Raw genomic sequence first — 17,829 nt, 5'->3', positions numbered from 1 at the left:
CGCGAAGTCAGGCGGGTGTTACGCGCCCTCTTGCCAACCCGAGCTGCTAACACGACGACCTCACACCGAGTCGAACACGCCGAGGGGGACGTTGATGGAACTGACGATTCGCGTGATCGTCTGCGAGATGTCGGCGGTGTTGAACGAATTGCTGGCCCCGCGACTGGAGGCGATCAGCCGATGACCGAGCACCGGAATGGCAAGGTCATCAATGTCGTCCGGCAGCACGAACTCACGTCCGTCGAGGGCGGCGCGCGCCTTCGACGCGCGAACCAGGTGCAGCGTCGCGCGGGGGCTCGCGCCCAGGCGAAGCTCACGGTCATTGCGGGTGGCCTGCGCGATGCTGACCGCGTACCGCTCCACGGCCGGCGACACGTAGATGCCGCGCACAGTGGCGATCATGGAGGCCAGCTGCGCGGCCGAGACGACCGGCGAGATGTTGGCCAGCGGGCTGGTCAGTTCGCGGCTGCGCAGCATCGCCTGCTCGGCCGCCTCATCCGGATACCCCATCGAGATGCGGATCATGAACCGGTCGCGCTGGGCCTCCGGCAGCGGGTAGGTGCCCTCCATCTCGACCGGGTTCTGGGTGGCAACGACGGTGAACGGGTGCGCCAGCGGATGCGTGATGCCATCGACGGTGACCTGGTTCTCCTCCATGCTCTCCAGCAGGGCCGACTGCGTCTTCGGGCTGGCGCGGTTGATCTCGTCGCCGATGACGATGTTCGCGAAGATCGGGCCCGGGCTGAACTCGAAAGTGCGCGAGCCCTGGTTGAACACCGAGACGCCGGTGATATCCGACGGCAGCAGGTCGGGCGTGAACTGGATGCGGTTGACCGTGCAGTCCAGGGAACGGGCCAGCGCTCGGGCGAGCATCGTCTTGCCGACGCCCGGAACGTCCTCGATCAGCAGATGGCCTTCGGCGAAGAGCACGGTCAGGGCGAGCTGCACCGCCTCCGACTTGCCGTCGATCACGGTCTCGATACTGCGAACGATCCCCCGACTCAGGCTATGGAAATCGGGTACCGCCAGTGGGTGGGTTTCGTTCAACGTTGAACCTCAATGCTTGGTTTACCTCAAGTGAGTCTGTCAGATGATCCTGACTTTTGGGAGCGCTTCCCGTCGCCGAATCCGAGCGCGTATGACTCGTCGCTGCCGAGCCGGAACATGTCGTGTTCTGCCGGTCGCACCAGCGTTCGCGCCCCCGGCAGGTCGAGCTCGCCGACGAGGTCGGCCATTCCCCGCACGATCGCCACCGGAAGGTTGGCCGCCTTCCCCTTCACCAGGTCGGCGGCGGCGGCCAGCTCGTCGGCGACCGCGGTCACGGTGACCTCGAGTGGCCGGCCGTGGGCATCCGTGCTCCCCCGCAGGTCGTCGACGACGCGGATGCCCGCGGCGCCGATCGCGGCATCCGTCTGTCCCAGCCGCCAGGGTCGGCCGAGCGTGTCGGAGATGACCACACCGACCTTCACGTTGAAGCGGTCGCGGAGGGCGCCCGCGAGCCGGCGAGCCGAGGCATCCGGATCGATCGGAAGCAGCAGCAGGGTGCCGTCCGGGGTGTTGCTGGCGTCGACACCCGCCGCAGCCATGACCAGGCCGAGGCGGTTCTCGACGATGCGGGTCGTTCCGGCCGGATGCTCGCGGCTGGCCACCACGCGCACCGTCTCGTCGGTGATCGCCTGCTCACGATCCGCGGCGGCCACCTGACGACCCTCGGCCTTGGACACGATCTTGCTGGTGACGACCAAGATGTCGCCGTCCTTCAGCGCGTCATCGCCCTCGAGCAGGTCGCCGATGATCAGCGCGAGGTCGTCTCCCGAGACGATCTCGGGGATGCCATCGATCGCCCACACCTGCATTGCGTCCATTCGCCCATCCTGACGCAAAAATGAAGGAGATCCGTCCGCGTGGTGCGCCTGCGGGCAGCGAATAGCGCGTTCCGGCGCTGATCTCCTTCGTTTTCGATGGGCTCTTGCGCAGGTCGACTAATGGGCGTAGCTTTTTGGTTATGATGACTAGCCAATTGGAACTGCACTACCTCCAGCGGGCGGACGGCCGCCTCGCCTACACCCTGGACGGCACCGGACCGCTGGTCATCGCGGTCCCCGGGATGGGCGACCTGCGCTCCGTCTACCGTGACCTTGCCACGCCAATCGTGAGCGCCGGCTACCGCTTTGCCGTGATGGACCTGCGCGGCCACGGCGACAGCGGCACCACGTTCACCACGCATGGCGACGCCACCACCGGGCGCGACATTCTCGCCTTGATCGAGGAACTCGGCGAGCCCGCGATCATCCTCGGCAACTCGATGAGCGCATCCGCCGCCGCCTGGGCCGCCGCCGAACGCCCGGACGCGGTCAGCGGACTCGTGCTGCTCAGCCCATTCCTGCGCGAACCGATGCCTGGTGCGCTGGCGCAGGCGATGATGCGTGCCCTCTACCGCGTCATGTTCGCGTGGCCCTGGGGCGCAGCGTTCTGGGTGGCGTACTACGGCAGCCTCAACAAGGTCACCCGCTCGCCCTGGCTCGAGGAGCACCGGAAAGACCTCCGTCGCAGCTTCGCCCAACCCGACCGGTTGCGATCACTGCGGCGGCTGGCCGTCCAACTGGACCACTCCGAAGTCGAGGCCCGCCTCGCCGAGATCACCTCCCCCGCGCTGATCATGATCGGCGACCACGACCCTGACTTCCGCTCCCCCGCCGGCGAACTGGCCTGGGGCGCCACGGCGATCAACGCCGACGCGGTGTTGGTGGCGGATGCCGGCCACTACCCGCAATCGCAGCGACCCGACGTCGTGGTGCCGGCGCTGCTGCGCTTCCTGGCGAAGATCCGCCCGACGGTGCAGAACCCGGCCGAAGCGGCAGCGGATGCCTAGGGCCGGGCTCAGCAGGGAAGCCGTCATCCAGGCGGCGCTGGCCATCCTCGACGACACAGGCGCTCGGGGATTCGACGCGTTGACCCTCGCCGCTGTTGCTACCCGGGTCGGAGTTGCGGCGCCGAGCCTCTACAAGCACGTGAGCTCGCTGGCCGACCTGCGGCGGGAGGTTTCCGTCGCCTCCGTGCGGGACCTCACGCGGGCTCTCGGCTCCGCCACCGTCGGCCGCGCCGGCGAAGAAGCGGTGGTCGCGCTCGCGGCCGAAGTGCGCGCCTTCGCCCAGCGCCACCCCGGACGGTACGCGGCCACCCAGCACGCCGGAAACCCGGACGACCCGGCGGATGCCGAACTCGTCGCAGCCGGCGGCGAAAGCGTAGCGGTCATCGCGAACGCACTCCGCGGCTACGGTTTCGCACCCGACCAGGCGACCGATGCCATCCGCGCCATCCGCTCAGCCGTTCACGGATACGTGCTACTCGAACTGGACGGCGGCTTCGGCCTGCCCCGCGACCTGGACGCCAGCTTCGACGCGCTCATCCGGATGCTGGTGCGCGGACTGCAGGACCTCAGCCGTTAAGGATTCTGGAGGAAGTCGGCGACCGCGCGCGGGACGTACGGGCTGACGTCGCCACCCAACGCCGCAACCTGCCGCACCAGCGAACTGGACACGTGGGCGTGGGCCGGATCCGGCAGCAGGAAGACCGTCTCGACCCCGGCCAGGTTGCGGTTCACGATCGCCATCGGCGTCTCGTACGCGACATCAACGCCCGAACGCACGCCCTTCACCAGGACGCTGGCACCGACATCCGTGCAGTAATCGACCAGCAGGCCGACCGTCCAGGACGTGACGCGGATGTTGCCAGGCAGGCCCGCCTCGGCGATCGACTTCTCCAGCAGCGACACCCGCTGGGCCACCGGGAGCAGCGCCGTCTTGTCCGGGTTGTGCACCACCAGCACATGAAGTTCGTCGAACATGCCGGCGGCACGCTCGATCACGTCAATGTGCCCCAGGGTGACGGGGTCGAACGATCCGGGAACAACGGCGATCCTGCTCATACTCTTCACCTTATCGGCGTGACTCTGAGAATGCCGCCGTCAACAGGATGGATTACGCGACACGCGGTGGCGCGGGCACCCGGGCTGGCGCGCCCACGTTTCCGTCCTGTTGACGGAGTTCAGACCGGTCAGTTCTTCGCCAGGAAGTCGCGCGTGGCGTCGTCGAGCCTGCGCGCGATGGCGTGCCGCAGGGCGGGGTGCCCGGCCAGGATCGGGTCCTCGTCGAGCACTCTCTGGGCCAGTTCGCGAGCCTCAGTGATGAGCTTTCCGTCCTTCGCCACCCGCAGCAGCCGCAACGAGGAACGCCCACCAGACTGCGTGCTGCCCAGCACATCGCCCTCCTGCCGCAGCTCGAGATCTTTCTGCGCCAGCTCGAAGCCGTCCAGGGTGGAGGCGACGGCATCCACCCGGTCTCGCGCCAGGGTTTCCGGCTCGGCACGTGTCACCATCAGGCAGAGACCAGGCACCGATCCCCGACCGACTCGCCCGCGCAGCTGGTGGAGTTGCGAGACGCCGAAGCGGTCGGCGTCCAGGATGACCATCGTCGAGGCGTTCGGCACGTCCACGCCCACCTCGATGACCGTCGTCGCGACCAGCACGTCGATGTCGCCGGCCGCGAATGCACGCATCAGGGCATCCTTCGTCTCGCTCGGCAACCGGCCGTGCAGCGCCTCGATGCGGGCGGATGCCAGCGACGGCAGCGCGCGAAGCCGCGCCAGGGTGTCGGTGACGTTCTCGGGGGGCGCGGCGCCTTCGACGAGCTCAGGAAGCTCATCCGCCTCCTCCTCCTCCTCCTCCTCCTCCTCCGTCGCCTTGGACTTGTCGTTGCTGTCGATCGCCGGGCACACCACGAAAGCCTGCCTGCCCTGCGCGAGCTCCTCAGCCATCCGCTCCCAGATGCGCGACGCCCAGCCCGGATGCTCGGCCAAGGCGACAACGTGCGATGTGATCGGAACGCGGCCTGACGGCAGCTCGGCGATCGTGGAGATGTCCAAGTCGCCGAACACCGTCATGGCGACCGTGCGCGGGATGGGCGTTGCGGTCAGCACCAGCACGTGCGGAGGGGTCGACCCCTTGCGTCGCAGTGCCTCCCGTTGCTCGACACCGAAGCGGTGCTGCTCGTCGACCACCACCAGGCCAAGGTCGAAGAATCCGACGGACTCGCTCATCAGGGCGTGCGTGCCGACCACGATGTGGGACGACCCGGAGATCGCCGCGAGCATGGCCTTCTTACGATCGGCGGTGGACATCTGGCCGGTGATGATCGAGGGACGCAATTGGGCTGCAAGATCTGGGCCCAGGGTGCGCACGATCGACCGCAGGTGCTGCCCGGCGAGCACCTCGGTGGGTGCGAGAAGCGCCGACTGGCCGCCCGAATCGGCAACCGCGAGCATACCGCGCAGCGCGACCAGCGTCTTGCCGGAACCCACCTCGCCCTGCAAGAGGCGATTCATCGGGGACTCCGCCGCCAGATCGGCAGCAACCTCCTCACCGACTCGGGCCTGGTCACCGGTCAGCGTGAACTTGAGCTGGGCGTCAAACCGCTCGAGGAAACCGCCCGGCTTCGGCACCCGGGGCACCGCCGCCTGTGCCCGCAATGCCACCCGCTGCTCGAGCAGCGCGGTCTGCAGCACGAACGCCTCCTGGAAGCGCAACGCCTTGCGCGCCGCCCGCCACTCGATCTCCTTCTTCGGCCGGTGAATGAGTTCGACAGCGCGCGAATAGGCCATCAGCGTGCGTTCCTGGCGGATGGCATCCGGAACCGGGTCGTCAAGCTTCGGCAGGGTGTCGAGCACCACACCGATCGCCTGTTGCACCTTCCAGGACGCGACGGATGCCGTGGCCGGGTAGATCGGGATCGGCTGCTCCGCCCAGGCGCGGGCCGACTCGACGTCGGTGGCGGCATCCGGTTCGAACAGCTGGTAGTCGGGGTGGGTCAGCTGGCGGGCGCCTCGGTACTCGCCGACCTTGCCGGCGAAGATGCCCCGCACGCCCGGCTTCAGCTCGTCTTTACGCCACGCCTGGTTGAAAAACGTGAGGGTGAGCATGCCCCTGCCGTCAGTGATCTTCGCCTCGAAAATCGACCCACGCTTGGCCTGCATCGAGCGCTGGCTGACCTCGATCACCTCGGCCACGATCGTGACGTTCTCGTCGAACGGCAACTCGCTGAGGGCGGTCAGCTCTCCGCGCAGGGCGTACCGCCGCGGGTAATGGCTGAGCAGGTCGCCGATAGTCTCCAGGCCGAGGTGCTTCTTCATGGCCGTCGCGGTGCGGCCGCCGAGCGTCGAGCTCAGCTTGGCGTCCAGCGGCGATTCCACGCTTCAACCGTACCGGCGGCCACCCACGCTCGCCGCGCATCCGCCCTCCCGTCGTCCCGGCCCCCTCCCGCTGTCCCAAATGAAGGAGATTCCCGCGACGATGGGCCTACTCGTCAATAGACGTGTGACGAACCGTCGGATTTTCCTTCATTTGGGACTGAGCGCAGGGGTGCCGACTGGGCGGTAGCGTTGAGGCGATGACACGCATAATCTCCGGGTTCGCGGGATCGCTCGCGCTGGCGGTGCCGCCGAACGGCACCCGACCGACCAGCGACCGGGTGCGCGAAGCGATCTTCTCCGCGCTCGATGCGCGAGGCGTGATCCAGGATGCGCGAGTTCTCGACCTCTACGCCGGCTCTGGGGCGCTCGGACTCGAGGCCGCCAGCCGTGGTGCTCGGCGGGTCACGCTGGTCGAGCGCAATTACGGGGCGGTCCCATTCACCCGTAAGAACGCGGCCCGTATCAAGAAGGCCGCTCCCCGCTCCAGCGACCTGTCGATCGAGGTCAGCTCGTCGCCGGTGCACGCGTTCCTCACCGGCGCGGAGTCGACCTGGCAGATCGTCTTCCTCGACCCCCCATACGACCTCAGCAACACTGAGTTGGTGCACGCCCTCGAGGTACTGGTGCCGCGTCTGGAAACAGAGGCAACCGTCGTACTGGAACGCAGCTCGCGGATGCCGGTGCCCGCCTGGCCAGACGGGCTCACCCTCGACCGGCGCAAGGACTACGGCGACACGACCCTCTACTGGTTGAGCCCCACCGCCGAGTAGCTCACCCGTCAGGTGCGGACACCCGTGTACGCGCGCCGCATACGAGCGTGTCCGCAGGTGACGGGTTGGGCCTGCAGATGCTCAGCCTTGGGCGCCGTTCCAGTTGCGGTACGGATCCCAGCCCGACGTCGGCGCCGGGGCGCCGTCGACGCGGATGCCCTCCCCCGCGAAGACCACGCCAATGCGTCGGAACCCGCCCGGCAGGGCAGCGGATGCCGGGAAGCTCGCCAGCAGAGAATGGTCCTCCCCGCCGCCGAGAGCCAGCGCAACATCTGGCCCCAGGAGTGCAGACTCGAAGTCGACGCCGACACCGCTGGCGCGAGCCAGTCGACCGGCGTCGATAGCCAGGCCGTCGCTGAGGTCGAGCATGGCGGTCGCTCCCCCGACCGCAGCCAGCAGCCCGTCGCCGATGGGAGGGGTAGGGGCGAGTTGAGCAGCGGTGCTCTCACGTAACTCGGCGGCTCGCCGGGCATCCGGTTCGCCTGAATCGTCCACCGCCTCGGTGAACAGCAGCTGCAGCGCAGCAGCCGCCGCGCCGAGGGGGCCGGACACCGCGACCTGATCCCCGGGCTGAGCGCCCGAACGAAGAACCGGTTCGCGGCCGCCGAGGTCGCCGAACGCCGTCACCGCGATGGTCAGCGTTGGTGACACCGAGAGGTCGCCGCCGACGACGCCGCAGCCGGGCGCCATAGCGGCGCATCCGTCACGAAGGCCGTCGGCGATGCCCTCCAGGAGTCCGATCGGCGAGTCGGCCGGCGCGGCGATCGCGACCACCAGGGCGGTCGGCACCGCCCCCATTGCGGCAATGTCGGCAAGGTTGGATGCTGCCGCTTTCCACCCGAGGTCGTGGGGCCTCGACCAGGCCAGGCGAAAATCCGGGCCATGGATCATCATGTCGGTGGTGACGACGAAGCGACCGTCCGGCGCGGCAACCACCGCGGAGTCATCGCCAGGACCGAGCAGCTGCCAGTCGGCCGACGGGAGCCGCGGGAAGATGCGGCCCAGGGTCGCCGATTCGCCGAGCGAGGCGAGGGTGTCACTTTCGGTCATGCCTCAAACGGTAGCCTGTATGGGTGAGATCTCCGTTCCAGCTGGTGGCCATCACCGCTCTTGCGACAGTCGCCGTCAGCCTGCTCGGGGCCTGCTCGCAGATGGTCCCGCTGGAGCCGGCACCGGATGCCACGAATCCCGATTGCGCCGAAATCATCGTGCGGCTACCGGAAGGCATCGATGAGTTCGCCCAGCGGGAGACCAATGCACAGGCAACCGGCGCCTGGGGTGACCCGGCGGCGATCTTCCTCCGCTGCGGCGTCGAGGTGCCCGGCCCGTCGGCGCTCCCCTGCTTCACCGTGAAGGGTGTGGACTGGCTGCGGGACAGCAGCGAGGCGCCCGTCTACAAGTTCATCTCCTACGGGCGCGACCCGGCCGTGGAAGTGGTCATCGACGGTGACCGCGCCAGCAGCAGCGCACTCAGCGCACTCGGGAACGCCGTAGGGAGCCTGCCCGTCACAAAGGAGTGCCTGGCCGCGGAAGACGTCTTCGAGGAGAACGAAGAGTAACTAGGCCCGGGGTCCGTCCAGCCCGACCAGTTTGCCGGCGATACCGCCGGCGGCCTTCAACGCAGCACCTGAGCCGAATCCGGCGGTTGGCAATGCCGGCCGAGCGTCGCGCGCCTCGATGAGGGCGTCCTTCAGCACCTCAGCGGCGGATACCTGCGGCGCCCACAAGTACAGCGACATCGCCCCCGGAATCGAGTTGACCTCGTTCACGAACAGCTCGCCGGTCGCCTCGTCGAGCAGCAGGTCGACGCGAACCACGCCGGTCAGCCCGGTCACCTCGGCAACCCGCGCCGCGAGATCCGTGGCCTGCGCGGCGACCGCCTCCTCAACGTGCGCCGGAAACTGACGCGGCGCACTGGTGAGCCCGGCATCCGCCCCCGCCGAACCGGCGAGGTACTTCTCGGCGTACGAGTACAGGCCACCCTTCGCCTCGTCACGCAGCGGACGCTCGAGCTGGGTGATCTCCAGCGACGGATGCGTGCGGAATGAGATGTTGAGATCGGCCAGCTCCGGCCGGTACGGCTCCAGGACGGCCCCACCACGCAGGTGCACGCTCGACTTGCCGAGGGCACGCGCTGTGTCCACATCTTCGACTATCTCGATACCGATCGACGATCCGCCGTACCGCGGCTTGACGATGTACGGCCCGGCGAACGACGGTTCGCGCAGCGGCGACAACAGCTCGCGCGGCAACGACGGGATGCCTGCGGTGCCCATGAGCCCGCCGAACGCGAGCTTGTCCATGCCGACGGCACCCGCGAACAGGCTCGACCCGGTGGCCGGGATGCCCAGCAGGGTGAACACGGCAGCCGCGCCTCCGCCCTCGCCCAGCCCGCCGTGCAGGCAGACCAGCACGGCGCTCGGCTCCAGAGCGTCCTCGCCGAAACGCTTCTTCACGTAGAGGCCGGCGTTGTCGCCCAGGCGAACCTCGACCGGCTTCGAGTTCTTCGGAACGCCCTCGAGGTAGTCCTTCGCCTCGCTCTTCGACGGAACCAGGTACCAGCCGCCGGATGGCGCCCAGTAGATCGGCAGCACGCTCTCGCCCGCGGCGGTCAGCACCCGCTCAGACTGCAGCCCGGTGAGAATCGAGATCTCGTGCTCCGGGGAGGGTCCTCCGAACAATACGGCCCAGGTGTCGCTCATAACCATCCATCGCACTCGGCCCGCACCACGGCCTGGGTTGCCTGCGTGCCCGGTGCATCCGCATCCCGGTCGGTGACTGGATCAGGGGTAGTGGTCAGGCAGGTCGTTCTCATAGAGGATAACGCCTCGCTCGCCCGCGAGATCGAGAGCGGCCTTGACGGCCACGTCGCGACGGTCATAGACCAGCACCGGATGCTCGGAAAGCTCCGCCCCGGACCGCAGCGCCGCACGGTTGGTTCGCCCGACAGCCAGCAGGCGTCCGCCGTGAGCGGTGACGGATGCCGCGAACTCGGCGTTGCGCTGGCGCTGCATATTTCCCAGCTCCACCATGCCGGGCGTGACGACCACCAGCTGCCCGCCACGCTCTTCGGCGAGGGCGGCTGCGCCCTCGAGTGCCCGCTCGGCACCGACCGGGTTTGAGTTGTAGGTGTCGTCGATGACGATCACGCCTTGCGCAGTCTCCTGGATCTCAGCGCGGTGCTGTGCGCCGGGCAATGAGCCCAGCTTTCCCGCAATGCTCGCGGCCGGCACCTTCAGCGCGAAGGCGATTCCGGCGGCGACGGCGATGTTCACGGCGTGCCCGACGCTCGACACGGTCACCGGAAGCGTCGCCGGTCCGCCCGGCTCGTTCATCGTGAGCTGCCCGGAGGCGGCGTCCAGTACGACGTCCGCCGTGGCTCCCGGAGAGGTCGACACAGTGATCACGGTCTTGCCCTCTGTTCGGCATTTATCGGCGAGGGCGGCCAGCTCCGGCTGGTCGATCGGAAGTACGACGATTCGCGCCTTCTCGGTGATCTCGGCCTTGGCCGCGGCGATGACCTCGCGGCTGCCCATGCGCGCGAGATGCGCCTCGCCGATCGTGGTGATGGCGGCTACGTCCGGCGGGAAGCTCTTGCTCAGCTCGCGGATCTCCCCCGGCCCGTAGACGCCCATCTCCGCGATGAACACCTCGGTGCCAGGGATGACCCGATCGTTGACCGCGCGCGACAGGCCCATCAGGTTGTTGAAGCTGGCCGGTGAGGCGACGACCGAGAACGAACCGTCGAGCAGGTGTGCGACATACCCCTTGGTCGAGGTCTTCCCGTACGAGCCGGTGATGGCGACAACGGTGGGCTTCACCTGGTTCAGCCGCTTGCGTGCGCTCACCAGGTACTTGTTGGACAGCGCCTTCTCGAGGGCGTTCATCGGGATGAGGGCGAGATCCATGAGAAGCGGAGCCGCCAACAACACGAGAGCGACGCCAACAACGCCCACCAGCCACCAGAGGAGAGCGGATGCTGCGAGCAGGAGCACCGCGTAGGCGACGAGCAGCCTCCGGGCACGGGGCGTCCAGTTCATCGGCGAACTGGTGCCGCGGATGTCCAGGCCGAGCGGGAAGAATCCGGCGGCAATGATGGCGGCGGGGATGCCGAAGTAGGTGAGGATCGGGGCGTTCACCCCGGTGTTCGCCCAGACACCGACCGCGATCAGTGCCAGGGCAACCGGAACGAGGATCAGGTTGGCTGGCATCCGGACGAGCCAGAGTGCTGCGATGCGGCCGACCCAGCCGGCAATGTAGTGCTCCCGCTGGGCGACCCGCAGCCACTTGAGCGAGACGGCGACTGCCGCAAGGGCGGCGATCAGCAGGGTGATGGCCAGGATCCAGTTCACGCGTTCGTCTCCTCGATCAGCTTCAGCAGATCTTCGCGGACCGCCACGGGCAGGTCGCCCTCCAGCAGGTGCGCGGCCCCGGGAACAGAGCGGAAGGTCGCGGTGGCAACCAGTTTGCTCGCGGCGAGCCCGGCATCCGTCGGCGCAGCCGTGTCGTGCTCCCCCCAGACCATGCGCACCGGGACGGTGATCTTCGCCAGGTCGTCGCGGTAGTCCTCGCGCATGACTTTCACCAGCACGTCGCGCATCACGCCGCTCGCCGCACGGTAGTCCGGCGAGCCACGGCGCTGCTTCTCGGCCTCGAGTCGCGCCTGGGAGATGAGGCCGATCTTCGCCAGGAACCGCACGGCTCGGTAGCCGAGGGAAGGCTTCGGTGGCGGCGTGAGCCTCAGCAGCGGAACTCCGGTCAACACGATCCCCCGAACCAGGTGCGGATGCTGCGCGGCCAACCGCACGGCAACGCGCCCGCCGAAGGAGTGCCCGAGCAGGATCACCGGAGGCATGCCGCCCAAGGCATGCGCCACCTCTTCCGCGTAGCGGTCGGTCCCCCAGGCCTCTGACGGCTCCGGGGTGATGCCGAAACCCGGGAGGTGGATGGAAAGTGAGTCGAGCCCTTCGACGATGTCTCTGAAGTCGTGTCCGCTGCGACCCCAGCCGTGCATGGCAATCACCGTCGGTGGAATGGACCCGGTTTTCTCGGCCAGAAGCCGCCCATCCGCCAGTGCCGTGATCACCTAGCTAGAGTACCGTGCACTCCGCATAGTGCCCGTTCCGGAGGATAGTGCCCCGCGCAACGGTAACTATCCTCCGGAACGGGCACTTTCGCGAGGGCTACTCGCCCTGGGGGATGTCGGAGTCCGTGGTCAGGTGCGGCGCGATGTCACGCGGGTCCATGGTGCCGGCGAGCACTTCTGCGACCTGCGACACGATCGGCATGACGACACCTTTCTCGAGTGCGAGCTCCAGAATAGGGGTCACGGATGCGAGCCCCTCCGCCGTCTGGTTCATCTGCTTGATGACCTCGGAGAAGCTGTAGCCCTGCCCGAGCAGCCGCCCGGCGGTGTTGTTGCGCGACAGCGAGGACTCACAGGTGGCGATGAGGTCGCCCAGGCCTGCCAGTCCGGACAGTGTTTCCGGTTTCGCCCCGAACGCGACAGCGAAGTCGGTCATCTCGACGAGCCCGCGGGTGATGATCGACGCCTTCGTGTTCTCGCCGTAACCGACACCGTCGACGATGCCGATCGCCACCGCGATGAGGTTCTTGAGCACGCCGCCGAATTCGGTGCCGACGACATCGGTGTTCACGAATGCGCGGAAGTAGGGGTTGGTGGCAGCGATGGCCACTTCGGTCGCCGTGTCCAGGCTGGTGGAGGCCACGACGGCGGCGGTGGGCTGTTCCCGCGCGATCTCGAGTGCCAGGTTGGGGCCGGATGCCACGGCAATCCGGTCGGCGGAGATCTCCAGTTCCTGGCTGATCACCTCGCTCATCCGGAATTTGCTGCCCTTCTCGACACCTTTCATCAGGCTGACGACGGGAGATGCGGCAGGGATCAGCTGGCGAATGGTGCGCAGGTTCTCGCGCAGCGTCTGGCTGGGGACGGCGATGAACACCATCTGGGCGCCATCGAGTACCTCGTCGATCACGTGGCTGGCCCAGAGGCTTCGCGGCAGGTTGACTCCGGGCAGGTAGTCGCTGTTCCGCTTGCTCTCCGAGATCTCTTTGGCCACCTCGGGGCGCCGCGCCCACAGGGCGACGTCGGAGCCACCGTCGGCCAGGATCTTCGCGAACGTGGTTCCCCAGCTCCCGGAACCCAGAACGGCAACCCGGCGGGCGCCGGGGGTGATGACCCTGATCGGTTTGGTGTCAATCAAAAGCGGCCGGTCTCCTTCTGGTTGTTCTTCGCCGGGTCCCAGGGCTCTGCCGGTGGTGTCTCCCCGCGGAGGTCGGCCGTCAGCGCGGTGATGGCCACCATGACCTTGTTGGTGGCGGCAGCCAGCGTGCTGGAGTCGAGCGGGCGCCCGCGGAACTCGGAGAGGTCGACCGGGTCGCCGATCTTCACATGGACGGTCTTGCGTGGGAACAGGCTGATCTTCTTGCCGTAGCGGGGCATCACCTTCTGGGATCCCCAATGCGACAGCGGGATCAACGGGATGTCCGCCTCCAGCGCCATCCGCACGGCACCGGTCTTGCCGCGCATGGGCCACAGGTCGGGGTCACGGGTGAGGGACCCCTCCGGGTAGATCACCACGGCGAGACCCTGATCGGCGATGCGGGTGGCTGCGGCGAGCGGGTCGTTGTTCCTGGCGACTCCCGACCGTTCGACCGGGATCTGGCCGGAGATCTTCGCCAGGTACCCGAGCACCGGGATCTTGAAGATGGAGGCTTTTGCCATGAAGTGCGGCATCCGCCCCAGCTTCCACATGACGACGCCGACCACGAGCGGGTCGATCTCGCTGTAGTGGTTGGGCGACAGGATGAAGGCACCGCTCGTGGGAAGCTTGTCGCCGTCCTGAATGCGATAGCGCGCGACGACCGACATGAATGGGACCACCAGGAACGCCAGCAGCCGGAAGATGGGCGTCTTCTCGCTCTTCGCAGGCCGCTGTGGCGGCGTGCGGGGCGACACTGCCCCGTCGGTTTCCTTCACCCGGTCTACCCCTCGTAGACGAAGTCGGCGCCGAGCGTTGCGAGCTTCTCGATGATGTGCTCGTAACCGCGGCTGATGATCCCGACGTTGCTGATCTTCGACTGGCCTTCGGCGCTGAGCGCCGCGATGAGGTGGCTGAACCCTCCGCGCAGGTCGGGGACGCGGATGTCGGAACCGTGGAGCGCGGTAGGCCCGACGATGACGGCGGCCTGCTCGAAATCGCGTCGGGCGACACGGCGGGGGTGGTCAGGCAGCCCGTTCGGGTGCACCACGATGTTCGCGCCCATCTCGCGCAGCGCCTCGGTGAACCCGAAACGGTTCTCGTAGACGGTTTCGTGGACGATCGAGGTGCCCTGCGCCTGGGTCAACGCCACCATCAGCGGCTGCTGCCAGTCCGTCATGAAGCCGGGGTGGACATCCGTCTCGATGGTCACCGGCTTCAGGTCACCGCCCGGGTGCCAGAAGCGGATGCCGTCCTCCTGCACATCGAACGCCCCACCCACCTTGCGGTAGACGTTGAGGAAGGTCATCAACTCGGCCTGACGCGCGCCTTCGACGAAGATGTCGCCGTGGGTCACCAATGCGGCCGCGGCCCAGCTGGCCACCTCGTTGCGGTCGAACAGCGCGCGGTGCGTATAGCCCTCGAGGCGGTCGACGCCCTCGATCAGGATGACCCGGTTCGGCTCGACCGAGATGATGGCGCCCATCTTCTGGAGGATGGCGATGAGGTCCATGATCTCAGGTTCGATGGCCGCGTTAGTGAGTTCGGTGGTGCCCTTCGCCTTGACGGCGGTCAGCAGCACCTGCTCGGTGGCCCCGACGCTCGGGTATGGCAGCGTGATGGATGCGCCGGTGAGCCCGTTCGGCGCAGTCAGGCGGATGCCCTCATGGCTCTTGTCGACGACGGCACCGAACGCGCGGAGGGCGTCGAGGTGGAAGTCGATCGGGCGGTCGCCGATGCGGCATCCGCCAAGGTCGGGGATGCGTGCCTCGCCGAGCCGGTGAAGCAGGGGGCCGCAGAACAGGATGGGGATGCGGCTGGCGCCGGCGTGGGCGTCGATCTCGGCGAAATGGGCGGTCTCAACCCGGCTGGTGTCGAAGCGCAGTTCGCCGACGCTCGGGCTCATGACGCGAACGCCGTACACCTCGAGCAGTCCGCGCACGACCTTCACGTCGCTGATCTCGGGCACGTCTTTGAGCAGGCTCGGGGTCTCGCCGAGCAGCGCTGCAACCATCGCCTTGGTTGCGAGGTTCTTCGCACCCCTGACGGTGATGCGTCCGTTCAGCGGTGTTCCGCCGTTGATGACGATCTCGTCTGATCTCAGCCCGACGTGGAGTCCGGCCTTCTGTGCATCCTCTGTCAGGGAAAAGTTCATCGTGGCCTGTCGTTAGCGAGCGGGGAGGGTGAGGGGCAGCCAGCTCGCGCGGCCGTTCTCGAATTCTGTGATGTGGGCTTCGTCTCGCAGGGTGAGGGCGATGTCGTCCAGACCTTCGAGGAGCCGCCACCTAGTGTAATCATCGATCTCGAACGGGACTGTGAGGTCGCCCAGTGTCGCCGTCTTGGCCTGAAGGTCGACGGTTGCCTCGATCCCCGGGCTCTCCTCGATGATGGCCCAGAAGGCTTGCGCGTCTTCTTCGGTGATCTGCGCGGCCAGCAGGCCCTGCTTGCCGGAGTTGCCTCGGAAGATGTCGCCGAAGCGGGGGCTGAGCACGGCGGCGAACCCGTAGTCGCGCAGCGCCCAGACAGCGTGCTCGCGGCTGGAGCCGGTACCGAAGTCGGAGCCGGCGATCAGCACGCGCGGGTTCTGGAACTCCGGCTTGTTGAGAACGAACTCCGGGTCCTGGCGCCAGGCGTAGAAGAGGGCGTCGTCGAAGCCGGTCTTGGTGACTCGCTTGAGGAACACGGCCGGGATGATCTGGTCGGTGTCGACGTTCGACCGCTTCAGCGGCACGGCAACACCGGTGATGGTGGTGATCTTGTCCATTACGCGTTCGCTCCCATCTGGGCCGCAGCATCCGCTTCGGCATCTGCGGTGGCCTGGTTCGGCGTGTCACTGTGCCGACCGCCACCACCCAGGTCGTTGTCGGCGGCGATGTCCCACGGGCTGGACAGCGTGCCACGGATGGCGGTCGCTGCAGCGACGAGAGGCGACACCAGGTGGGTTCGCCCGCCCTTGCCCTGCCGGCCTTCGAAGTTGCGGTTGGAGGTGGATGCGCAACGCTCGCCCGGCGCCAGCTGGTCGGGGTTCATGCCCAGGCACATGGAGCATCCGGCGAACCGCCACTCTGCGCCGAAGTCGATGAAGACCTTGTCGAGGCCCTCGGCTTCGGCCTCCAGCCGCACCCGGGCTGAACCGGGAACGACCATCACACGAACGTGGTCGGCCTTCTTCTGGCCCTTCACGATGGAGGCGAATGCGCGCAGGTCTTCGATGCGGGAGTTGGTGCAGGAGCCCATGAACACGGCGTCGACCGGGATCTCCTTCATCGGCGTACCGGGCTTCAGGTCCATGTACTCGAGCGCGCGCTTGGCGGATGCCCGCTCATTGGGGTCTTCGAAACTCTCCGGGTCGGGGATCGAGTCGGACAGCAGCACGCCCTGGCCGGGGTTGGTGCCCCAGGTGACGAATGGCTCGAGCTCACCTGCGTCGAGGTAGACCTCGGCGTCGAACACGGCGTCGTCATCGGTCGGGAGCGTCTTCCAGTACTCGAGAGCGGCATCCCAGTCGGCACCCTGAGGCGCATGCGGACGACCCTCGAGATAGTCGAAGGTGGTCTGGTCCGGGGCGACCATGCCGGCGCGGGCACCGGCCTCGATCGACATGTTGCAGATGGTCATCCGCCCCTCCATCGAGAGGGCGCGGATGGCGCTTCCGCGGTATTCGAGCACGTAACCCTGGCCGCCGCCGGTGCCGATCTTGGCGATGATCGCAAGAATGACGTCCTTGGCCGTCACCCCGGGACGAAGCTCGCCCTCGACGGTGATCGCCATCGTCTTGAACGGCTTGAGCGGCAGCGTCTGCGTGGCCATGACGTGCTCGACCTCGCTGGTGCCGATGCCGAACGCCATCGCCCCGAACGCGCCGTGCGTCGAGGTGTGGCTGTCACCGCAGACAACGGTGATGCCTGGCATGGTCAGCCCGAGCTGGGGCCCAACCACGTGGACGATGCCCTGTTCGACGTCGCCGAGCGGGTGCAGTCGCACGCCGAACTCTGCGCAGTTCTTGCGGAGGGTCTCAATCTGGGTGCGACTGGTGACATCCTCGATCTGCTTGTCGATGTTCAGCGTCGGGGTGTTGTGGTCTTCCGTCGCGATCGTCAGGTCGGGGCGGCGCAGCGGTCGTCCGGCCATCCGCAGCCCGTCGAACGCTTGCGGGCTCGTCACCTCGTGAAGGAGGTGAAGGTCGATGTAGATGAGGTCGGGAGTGCCGTCAGCACCTTTGACGACCAAATGGTCGTCCCAAACTTTCTCAGCCAGTGTCCTGCCCATGGGGCCCGCCTTTCTCCACGAATCAAGCAGCCGAAACGTCGGCGACTCAATCTGAACAGTCTACTTCGGGGCGCGACAGGAACGCTGAGCTGCGCAAAGTGGTGCCGTTCGCCCCAGCGAATTTGCCCCAGGTGTCCGGTTTATCTGTCGGGTTGCCGACGCATTTCGAGAAAACCGATAGTTGCACAATGGTCGTTCCATCGGTGTCATTGCCACGGGACACGGTGAGTCCGTAGCCGTCCGGGCTCTTCAGCATGTGGCCATACGGGCCTTCAGGGTCCTGCTCCTTGCCCTGTTGCTCCTCCACGCCGGGTGCGCGTTGC

18 protein-coding genes are annotated in these 17,829 nt (G+C 67.3%); 4 read left to right on the top strand and 14 right to left on the bottom strand.

Features of this window, described 5'->3' with window-relative positions:
• Positions 1–60 precede the first annotated feature (60 nt).
• Positions 61–1,047 carry an AAA family ATPase gene (locus ACX3PH_RS05880; RefSeq protein ID WP_459090379.1) on the bottom strand — a complete coding sequence of 329 codons (987 nt, stop codon included), beginning with the start codon at positions 1,045–1,047 and terminating at the stop codon, positions 61–63.
• 26 nt (positions 1,048–1,073) lie between these two features.
• Positions 1,074–1,865, bottom strand: coding sequence for a coenzyme F420-0:L-glutamate ligase (locus ACX3PH_RS05875; protein WP_459090377.1), 792 nt, complete (start codon positions 1,863–1,865; stop codon positions 1,074–1,076).
• Between the two features lie 143 nt (positions 1,866–2,008).
• Here ACX3PH_RS05875 and ACX3PH_RS05870 point away from each other — a divergent pair, with 143 nt between their 5' ends.
• Both ACX3PH_RS05870 and ACX3PH_RS05865 read left to right on the top strand, forming a co-directional pair.
• Positions 2,009–2,872 carry an alpha/beta fold hydrolase gene (locus tag ACX3PH_RS05870; protein WP_459090375.1) on the top strand — a complete coding sequence of 288 codons (864 nt, stop codon included), beginning with the start codon at positions 2,009–2,011 and terminating at the stop codon, positions 2,870–2,872.
• Positions 2,865–3,449 carry a TetR/AcrR family transcriptional regulator gene (locus ACX3PH_RS05865; RefSeq protein WP_459090373.1) on the top strand — a complete coding sequence of 195 codons (585 nt, stop codon included), beginning with the start codon at positions 2,865–2,867 and terminating at the stop codon, positions 3,447–3,449. Before ACX3PH_RS05870 ends, ACX3PH_RS05865 begins: the two co-directional genes overlap by 8 nt.
• Here ACX3PH_RS05865 and coaD read toward each other — a convergent pair.
• Together coaD and ACX3PH_RS05855 are read right to left on the bottom strand one after the other, a co-directional pair.
• Positions 3,446–3,928, bottom strand: coding sequence for a pantetheine-phosphate adenylyltransferase (coaD, locus tag ACX3PH_RS05860; protein ID WP_459090371.1), 483 nt, complete (start codon positions 3,926–3,928; stop codon positions 3,446–3,448). The two genes, ACX3PH_RS05865 and coaD, sit on opposite strands and share 4 nt — an antisense overlap.
• 128 nt (positions 3,929–4,056) lie before the next feature.
• A complete protein-coding gene (locus ACX3PH_RS05855) occupies positions 4,057–6,246 on the bottom strand; it encodes an ATP-dependent DNA helicase RecG (protein ID WP_459090369.1) in 2,190 nt (729 codons plus the stop codon).
• 197 nt (positions 6,247–6,443) lie between these two features.
• On the opposite strand from ACX3PH_RS05855, the gene rsmD reads away from it, so the two are divergent.
• Positions 6,444–7,016 carry a 16S rRNA (guanine(966)-N(2))-methyltransferase RsmD gene (gene rsmD, locus ACX3PH_RS05850; protein WP_459090367.1) on the top strand — a complete coding sequence of 191 codons (573 nt, stop codon included), beginning with the start codon at positions 6,444–6,446 and terminating at the stop codon, positions 7,014–7,016.
• A gap of 81 nt (positions 7,017–7,097) precedes the next feature.
• Here the strand turns inward: rsmD and thiL are convergent, their stop codons facing one another.
• Positions 7,098–8,066: a thiamine-phosphate kinase gene (gene thiL / locus ACX3PH_RS05845; protein WP_459090365.1), complete on the bottom strand. Its 969-nt coding sequence runs from the start codon at positions 8,064–8,066 to the stop codon at positions 7,098–7,100.
• Between the two features lie 23 nt (positions 8,067–8,089).
• On the opposite strand from thiL, the gene ACX3PH_RS05840 reads away from it, so the two are divergent.
• Positions 8,090–8,575: a DUF3515 domain-containing protein gene (locus ACX3PH_RS05840; protein WP_459090363.1), complete on the top strand. Its 486-nt coding sequence runs from the start codon at positions 8,090–8,092 to the stop codon at positions 8,573–8,575.
• Here the strand turns inward: ACX3PH_RS05840 and ACX3PH_RS05835 are convergent, their stop codons facing one another.
• The 9 genes from ACX3PH_RS05835 to ACX3PH_RS05795 form a co-directional block, all read right to left on the bottom strand.
• Positions 8,576–9,718 carry a D-alanine--D-alanine ligase family protein gene (locus ACX3PH_RS05835; RefSeq protein WP_459090361.1) on the bottom strand — a complete coding sequence of 381 codons (1,143 nt, stop codon included), beginning with the start codon at positions 9,716–9,718 and terminating at the stop codon, positions 8,576–8,578.
• A gap of 81 nt (positions 9,719–9,799) precedes the next feature.
• Positions 9,800–11,368 (bottom strand): Mur ligase family protein, encoded by a 1,569-nt coding sequence (locus ACX3PH_RS05830; RefSeq protein ID WP_459090359.1) that lies wholly within the window; start codon positions 11,366–11,368, stop codon positions 9,800–9,802.
• Positions 11,365–12,102, bottom strand: a complete 738-nt coding sequence (locus tag ACX3PH_RS05825; protein WP_459090357.1) for an alpha/beta fold hydrolase — start codon at positions 12,100–12,102, stop codon at positions 11,365–11,367. Before ACX3PH_RS05825 ends, ACX3PH_RS05830 begins: the two co-directional genes overlap by 4 nt.
• A 97-nt stretch (positions 12,103–12,199) precedes the next feature.
• Entirely contained in the window at positions 12,200–13,237 is a 1,038-nt protein-coding gene (locus ACX3PH_RS05820) for an NAD(P)H-dependent glycerol-3-phosphate dehydrogenase (RefSeq protein WP_459091434.1), read from the bottom strand.
• Positions 13,237–14,016 carry a lysophospholipid acyltransferase family protein gene (locus tag ACX3PH_RS05815; protein WP_459090355.1) on the bottom strand — a complete coding sequence of 260 codons (780 nt, stop codon included), beginning with the start codon at positions 14,014–14,016 and terminating at the stop codon, positions 13,237–13,239. Before ACX3PH_RS05815 ends, ACX3PH_RS05820 begins: the two co-directional genes overlap by 1 nt.
• Positions 14,017–14,021: 5 nt before the next feature.
• Positions 14,022–15,392, bottom strand: a complete 1,371-nt coding sequence (murA, locus tag ACX3PH_RS05810) for a UDP-N-acetylglucosamine 1-carboxyvinyltransferase (RefSeq protein ID WP_459090353.1) — start codon at positions 15,390–15,392, stop codon at positions 14,022–14,024.
• Positions 15,393–15,404: 12 nt separating this feature from the next.
• Positions 15,405–16,001: a 3-isopropylmalate dehydratase small subunit gene (gene leuD / locus ACX3PH_RS05805; protein ID WP_459090351.1), complete on the bottom strand. Its 597-nt coding sequence runs from the start codon at positions 15,999–16,001 to the stop codon at positions 15,405–15,407.
• Positions 16,001–17,506 (bottom strand): 3-isopropylmalate dehydratase large subunit, encoded by a 1,506-nt coding sequence (gene leuC / locus ACX3PH_RS05800; RefSeq protein ID WP_459090349.1) that lies wholly within the window; start codon positions 17,504–17,506, stop codon positions 16,001–16,003. Before leuC ends, leuD begins: the two co-directional genes overlap by 1 nt.
• 46 nt (positions 17,507–17,552) lie before the next feature.
• On the bottom strand, positions 17,553–17,813 hold the full coding sequence (locus ACX3PH_RS05795) for a hypothetical protein (protein WP_459090347.1): 261 nt from the start codon (positions 17,811–17,813) through the stop codon (positions 17,553–17,555).
• Positions 17,814–17,829: the final 16 nt, after the last annotated feature.

It is taken from the genome of Homoserinimonas sp. A520 (assembly GCF_054489245.1).
This window is presented reverse-complemented; position numbering and strand designations above follow the sequence as displayed.